The organism is Rhizobium sp. RU36D, from assembly GCF_900176345.1.
GTDB lineage: Bacteria > Pseudomonadota > Alphaproteobacteria > Rhizobiales > Rhizobiaceae > Allorhizobium.
Genome location: NZ_FWXU01000056.1, coordinates 1 through 6,208 on the forward strand (window position 1 = coordinate 1; position 6,208 = coordinate 6,208).

Sequence of the window (6,208 nt, forward strand, 5' to 3'; positions counted from 1 at the left end):
CTGGAACGTCTCAAGCTCGGCCTCCTGGCCCTTGTCCACGGCCCTGCGGATCAACCAGAACAACGCCACCCTTGCCACGTCGTCCCGGTCAGGACGTCGTGCCTGCCTGTTGGCGTCGCGAAGCGCTTTCTGCCGCTGCCTTGCCATCTTCATACTCATGATCTCCACTCTCCCGCTCCTCTGCCTCCTTCATGGTCGAGGGACCGGCCGACCGGCGCAAGCGCCGTTTGGCGGAATCGGATTTCCGGAGTTCGGAATCGGTGGCCTGGAACCTTGAATCAAAAGACCGCAATTTGTCTCAACGTGCGGGCACGTCATGACGCGTCGACACAGGTTACCCCGGGGCAAACGCCGTTGCTGAATCAGCCTCCTCGACCTTTGAATCAAAAATCCAGACCTTGGAATCAAATGAGCGCAATTTGTCTCAGATTGCGGGCGACCTGAGACAAGTCGTCCGCAATTCAGGCCGACCCGAGGCAGATCAGGTGGCATCATTGCCTTGGCGCCGGCCGCCTTTTTGTCCAGATGGCGTGCCTTCAGTTACCTGCCGTCCGATCACCCTGTCTCAGAAGCTGCGTCACGGCACCTCCATCCAGCGTCTGGGCATCGAATAGAACCTTGATGAGGGCATCGAGCTTGTCCCTGTTCTTGCTCAGAATCTCGACTGCCCGCCCGAGCGCCTTTTCCAATCGTGCATGGATACGGGCCGCGAGATCCGGATTGCTGTCGAGCACCGCGGTCGGGTCACGGTCTTCGCGATAAAGCAGCGGCTGGACGGCGCCGAAGCCGAGGGAGCGCTCCATGGCAAGCGCCAGCCGGGTTGCTCGCGCCAGATCGCTATCCTCGGTGCCGCCGGAGCCCGAGGAAATCGCACCGACCACAATCTGTTCTGCAGCCCGCCCGGCCATCAGCATCGCAAGCATGTCCTCGCGATAGCCGAGCGTATCGCTGCCGGACGCGGTGAAGCCAAGCTGGCTATAGCCACCGCCTCCGGGCGTGTCGATGTTGAGGCCATGGATCGGGCCGAGCCGCAGCGCATGATGGACGACCGCATGTCCGGCTTCGTGGATCGCGAACCGCCAGCGCAGATCGTAAGGCACCTGCGGCCGATCCATCCGGATGCCTTCTTCGAGATCTTCATATCGGATCGACCGCTTTTCCCGTCGGGCTTTCAGGCGTGCCTGGCGAACGATCCGCTCGATGTCGGCGCCAGTCAGGCCCATCGCCCGGGTTGCCAGCCGCTTTAACACCGACGCGGCTGCCTCAGGTGTGCCCGGTTCGATATGCTTCGATGTCGTTGTCATGTCGTCGTTCCTTTCCCGGCGTCACCTGAGCCGTGCTCATCGCTGTCTCTGTCAGCATCATTTTCTGGTGACGGCGGGCCTTCCACATGCGTTCCCGCGGCGTCCGCCTCCACTTCGTCGTGAGCCGCGCCGTTCAGTTTTCCAGCGTCGCCAACCAGCACCGCCAGATCGTCACCGAGATGATGCATGAAGATCTCGGCAAGGGTTGCGACATCGGGCATGGGGATCTCGATATGCGTCTCCAGCCGCCCGGAGCGTTTGATCGCATCATCAATCTGGTCCGGCCGATTGGTGGCCCCGACGATGATCAGCCCTTCGGATTTCACGGCACCATCGAGCAACTCCAGCGCCTTGTTGACCACCGTATTCCAATAGTCCGCATATTCCCGTTCGGCCGGCTGCCGCTTGCCGATGCCGTCGATCTCATCGATGAACAGGATGGACGGGGCGATGGCCCGCGCCTCGGCAAACGTCTTGGCCATCTTGGCGATGACGTCGTTCAGATGCCCGCCCTGTAGCCAGGTCGAGACTGACGTCACGACCAACGGGATCTGCAGACTGTTGCACAGCGCGCGCGCAAACGTCGTCTTGCCGGTTCCGGGCGGACCATGAAGCAGAAGCTTGGTGCTCATATCAGACCAGGCGAGAGCCCCTGCCTTGTGATCGGCGAGATCGGCCTTCAGATCCAGTGCCCAGGTCTTGGCCTTGCCGTATCCGGAGAGCGTCTCGATCACCAGCGACGGGCGATCGTCTTCCACCGACCCCCATGGCTCCGGCTGGATGATCTCGGCCCCCGACGGCTTGTCACGTTTCCATCCGCCGCCACTGTCTTTCCCGGAGGAGGATTTCTCCGCCGCTGCACCATCCTGTTTCGACTTCGAGGATTTTGTCGTGGCCTTGGATGGTGGCTCGTCGTCGTCATCATCGCCGTCGCGAGCGGCAACACGATTGCGTTCGGTGAGCGAGGCCAGCACGTCGATCACCTCGGACGCGCCGCGACCCGGCCTGAACGCCAGCACGACGTCATCGATCGTCAGGTAATGCGCGTCATAAGAGGTCGTCCATCGGGTGAGCGCCGCCAGACCGGCGTCACCATACATGGCCTCAAGCATCATGCTGATGAAGGGGTAGTCGAGGAACCCGCCCACCAGAGCGACATCCGCGGCGATGCTGATCTCGGATGGGATGTGCTGTGCCGTCTCCGAGATCGCCACAACCGGATAATCCCGCGTCAGCGCATTGACCAGCCGCCGCTGAAGCGTGGCGCCTGTCAGGCGATGAACCGACCCGCCGATGAACTGGATGTAGGGACGTCCCGTGCCTTCGGCGGCGGCGAAGCTGCCATCGTCATAGACATAGTCACCGTCGATGCCGTTCGGGACAGCCCCGGGAAGAAAGCCCGGCAATTCGATCAGCCGCCTGATGGCACGCTCGAAGCCGGGCACGGGTGCGTGCAGTGAGACCACGGGCGCCGCCATGACAATCGCCTGGACGATCCTCGCAAGCGGCATGCGCGTGTTCTCGATCGCGCGCGCCAGCACCAGAGCCGCCACGACGTTACTGACCAGCGGAGCCCTGCCCGCCCGGCCAACAAGACCGACGGCATAGGCACGGCGCTCGTGATCGATTGCTGCGGCGTGATCCTCGGCTGACACCTGACCGAACCGGTCTAAGGACGGCAGCAACGCTGTCGACGCCTTACCCTCAGTCACCACAATCTCGGACTGCTGGGGCGGCGGCAACAGATAGGCCGCGAAGGTGCGGCGGATCCAGGCGAGGTCACGATCCCGATCGCCGCACATGCGATCGGTATCGAATGCGGGACTGTAGCGACGGAGAACATGACCATCGACCTCAACGATCTTCAGAGACAGAAGGCCATTGAGATGGGCGTTGCGCTGGGCTTCCCGACGGGCGACACGGTCGAGACGGCGCAGCAGAAGACGGGCGAGTTTATTCATCGATCCGGCCCTCCGTCATCGCGGCAATCATTGCCGTTTCGGGACCGGATGATCCCGGCTTCTTTGATGTGCGTTTCTTTAAACTTCCCGGCCCAGCCGGGCGACGCTCCCGGATCCGGCGACGAAGGGGACGGGGCTCGGCTGGACTCCGGTCGCCCGCATCCGACTGAAGCTGAGCCACGAGATTGCGGTTGCGGTTACCGAGCCAGTCCAGCATCAGGCGGCAGGCGGGATTGCCACGCTCGACCTGTGCCTGCAGTCTGATGATGACCGTGTCCGGCACGGTGCCGGTTAGACCATCGCCCTGCCTGACATGACCGAGCGCCAATCCGATCAGGAAGGCCGGATCGTCAGCGGGCGGATCATGACGAGCCGGTCCGGGATACTGGAGGACGGTGCCATGCGAACGATGGCAGACAGGATTCAGTGACGTCGAGGAGGATTTGATCGCCTCGCAGCGGATGCGCGGCGGCACATCCGGGGTGATGTCGGAAGTCATGGAAACTCCTTCGCCGAACCAGCATAGGTTCCAGCGTCATTGGGAGATGGAATGGGAAAGCCGCGGCCTGAGGCCTGATGGGCACGCATTGCGGTCGACATCAGGCGCATGACGGCAAGCGTCAGGGCACTGTGTTGAGGATCCTCAGGCAGCAGGCATCAACGGCAGTCGGGTGACGTGCTCGATCAGTGTCGAGGGCGCCGGGCAAAGCCAACCCGAACAAACATGGGGACCGGTTCGTCATCCTCGGCTTCATCGGCGTCCCTGAAGCCGTCGTCATCGAGGCGATCGCGCAGATCGTCATCGTCGCAAGACCGGGCTGCCAGATCTTCTTCATAAGTCCGACTTGGTCCATTGAGGTTGATCCGCGAGTGGAGCGCCGCGGTCACAGCCGAGGACATCGCTGCCGGATCCATGACGGGCGCCCTGTCCAGGCCAAGTGCCTTGCGCGCTTCGGCCTCGAGAAGCTGCTGCACCCGGATGCCGAAGCGCAGACGCAGTTCGGCCATGCAGGCGGCCACACCATCGATCTCAAGCAGGTCGTCGAGTTCGGACAGCGCCCAGATGCCGGTAGCGTGGTCACTCGGTCGGCTGGCGCCATCAACGATTGCCACTTCGACCGCATCGACCATCAGCCGCTTCTGGTTCTTGTAGAGCCAGTCCGGCAGAACCATGGCCGACGCCATCATCTTGAGCTTCAACTCTTCGAGGCGGCTCGTGTCGCCATAGGACGCGAGCGAGCGCTTCAGATCGAGGATGTAGGCCGTATGCCGGGCTCGGTTCACGATGATGAGGTCGGGTGTGTAGCTCCCTTTTGCCGGCGCCTCGCAATCAAGCTTCACGCCATCGAGGCTCGACCAGTCGTTTCCGGCAACTGCTTCCATCGCGGCCTTGACCAACGGCAGTTTCAGCGACTGCGTCAGGACCAGCACGTTGGGATTGGCTCTCGCCAGACGTTCGACCGCCTGCTCCAACAGCTTGCCTTCGCGGAAGGACACGGCCCGGACAAGCGACGCGATATGAACGTAGTGGCCTAGGATCGCGTCCTCGATCGGTTCGCCATCCATGATGGCGGTAATGGCGCGATCGATCAGCAGTTCGAGATCGGCTTCGGCATCGGCGAAGCGCACCAGATGCGAATGGCGGCGCAGCGCCGCCGGTTCGCGAACCGCAGTCGGAGCCGCATTGCGGCCAAAGCCGAAGGGGCGCGGGCGGGATCCGGAAGCTGCGGCGGCATCAACCGCGTTGATCGTGGAACGGAGAACTTCCCCACAGGGAACAGAAACGGTATTCGTGCTCATAGCCCGATTCCTTCTTACCAAGGTTGACGGTCAGGCCCTTGTCGATGTTGGTAGCATCGGCTTGGGCCGCTTTGTCCCGGCTGTCCGGAACGCACTTACCCTGGCAGGACCCGACACCGGGCTCAAGGTCCCGGACTGCAAAAAGAGAACAAAGCCGGCACAAGGTTAACGACGGGCTCACGGCGATTTCCAAACCGAGGCCGACTGAGCGCCTGCGACAAGTGCGAGGCAACTGCCTCAGCGATCATCGTGTCCGAGCGACGCCGCCATTGAGAAAGGGCCGACAAGCGGCCCTCTCGATCTTGATGGAAAGGCCGGACATCCAGCCCTCCAGTTTTCGTTGGCGCTTCATGCTGCGGTCGTCGGTGGCGAAGTCCGCTTGACCTTGTCCATGAACGCCGGGCGCTGAAAGCGCCTCTCAGGCTTGGCAAGCGCCTCGGCCACCGAAGGGATTGCGTCATCGTCAGATGCGGGCACCTTGAAGTCGCCGGTCATGATGGCGGCAAATCCATCCGTGAGCGTTGCGAGGTTCTCCTCCAACGACGGCCTGCTCAATGCCTTTGCCTTAGGCGAGGCCGAGGTTTTAGCCGGGGCCGAAGTGACCGCGACAACCTTGGCAGAAGCGACCACGCCCTTTGCAACATCAGCCTTGACCTCCGGCCTGACCGGGTCGCCCTTTTCGGGAACCACCCAGTTCAGAAGCGGCACGACCTCTGTCTCCAGCCAGGTCCGAAGCTCGGCCTTGTCAGGCCAAGAAGTCTCGCTGCCCATCTTGTAGAGCAGCCGGCTGACCTTTTCCCAACCGGATTTTTCCGGCAGTACCGTAACCGTTGTGTCATGCTTGTCGTTCGGATGCGGCCTAACGAACTGGATGAGGCTTTGCAACTCGCGGTGCGCGAGGCGTGCCGTGAGGTGGGTCTTCGCGGCGAGGTCCTTCTTGACGATGTTGTTTTTCGGCAAGGCCTCCAGCACGTGGGTGCGGATCTCCTCGATATGCCCAACAAAAGATCTCATGCCGTCCCGTACCTTGATGGCGATGATCGCCTTAAGCCCAGCAGGCCCACCGACATCGTACGGATCGATTTCGGGCTTCTCCTCGATGTCCTCCTTTGACCCGGACATGATCCCCGTGACATCCTGAAC

At 62.2% G+C, this 6,208-nt stretch carries 4 protein-coding genes and 1 pseudogene; all 5 read right to left on the reverse strand.

Going from position 1 to position 6,208, the window contains the following annotated elements; translation table 11 throughout:
* Window positions 1-536 precede the first annotated feature (536 nt).
* Window positions 537-1,304 carry an ATP-dependent metallopeptidase FtsH/Yme1/Tma family protein gene (locus B9A97_RS28960; RefSeq protein ID WP_084369293.1) on the reverse strand — a complete coding sequence of 256 codons (768 nt, stop codon included), beginning with the start codon at window positions 1,302-1,304 and terminating at the stop codon, window positions 537-539.
* A complete protein-coding gene (locus B9A97_RS28965; RefSeq protein ID WP_084369294.1) occupies window positions 1,301-3,265 on the reverse strand; it encodes an ATP-binding protein in 1,965 nt (654 codons plus the stop codon). Before B9A97_RS28965 ends, B9A97_RS28960 begins: the two co-directional genes overlap by 4 nt.
* A complete protein-coding gene (locus B9A97_RS28970) occupies window positions 3,258-3,764 on the reverse strand; it encodes a hypothetical protein (protein WP_084369295.1) in 507 nt (168 codons plus the stop codon). The genes B9A97_RS28965 and B9A97_RS28970 overlap by 8 nt, the downstream gene beginning before the upstream one ends.
* Before the next feature lie 185 nt (window positions 3,765-3,949).
* The gene (locus B9A97_RS28975) at window positions 3,950-5,065 is read right to left on the reverse strand and encodes a hypothetical protein (RefSeq protein ID WP_084369296.1); all 1,116 of its coding nucleotides are present in this window, start codon (window positions 5,063-5,065) and stop codon (window positions 3,950-3,952) included.
* A 348-nt stretch (window positions 5,066-5,413) separates the two neighbouring features.
* A pseudogene (locus B9A97_RS28980) lies at window positions 5,414-6,208 on the reverse strand (hypothetical protein); the annotation flags it as partial.

Bases quoted from the DNA above. Each gene is read 5' to 3' on its own strand.
- B9A97_RS28960 (WP_084369293.1), bottom strand. From the start codon at position 1,304: ATGACAACGACATCGAAGCATATCGAACCGGGCACACCTGAGGCAGCC.
- B9A97_RS28965 (WP_084369294.1), bottom strand. From the start codon at position 3,265: ATGAATAAACTCGCCCGTCTTCTGCTGCGCCGTCTCGACCGTGTCGCC.
- B9A97_RS28970 (WP_084369295.1), bottom strand. From the start codon at position 3,764: ATGACTTCCGACATCACCCCGGATGTGCCGCCGCGCATCCGCTGCGAG.
- B9A97_RS28975 (WP_084369296.1), bottom strand. From the start codon at position 5,065: ATGAGCACGAATACCGTTTCTGTTCCCTGTGGGGAAGTTCTCCGTTCC.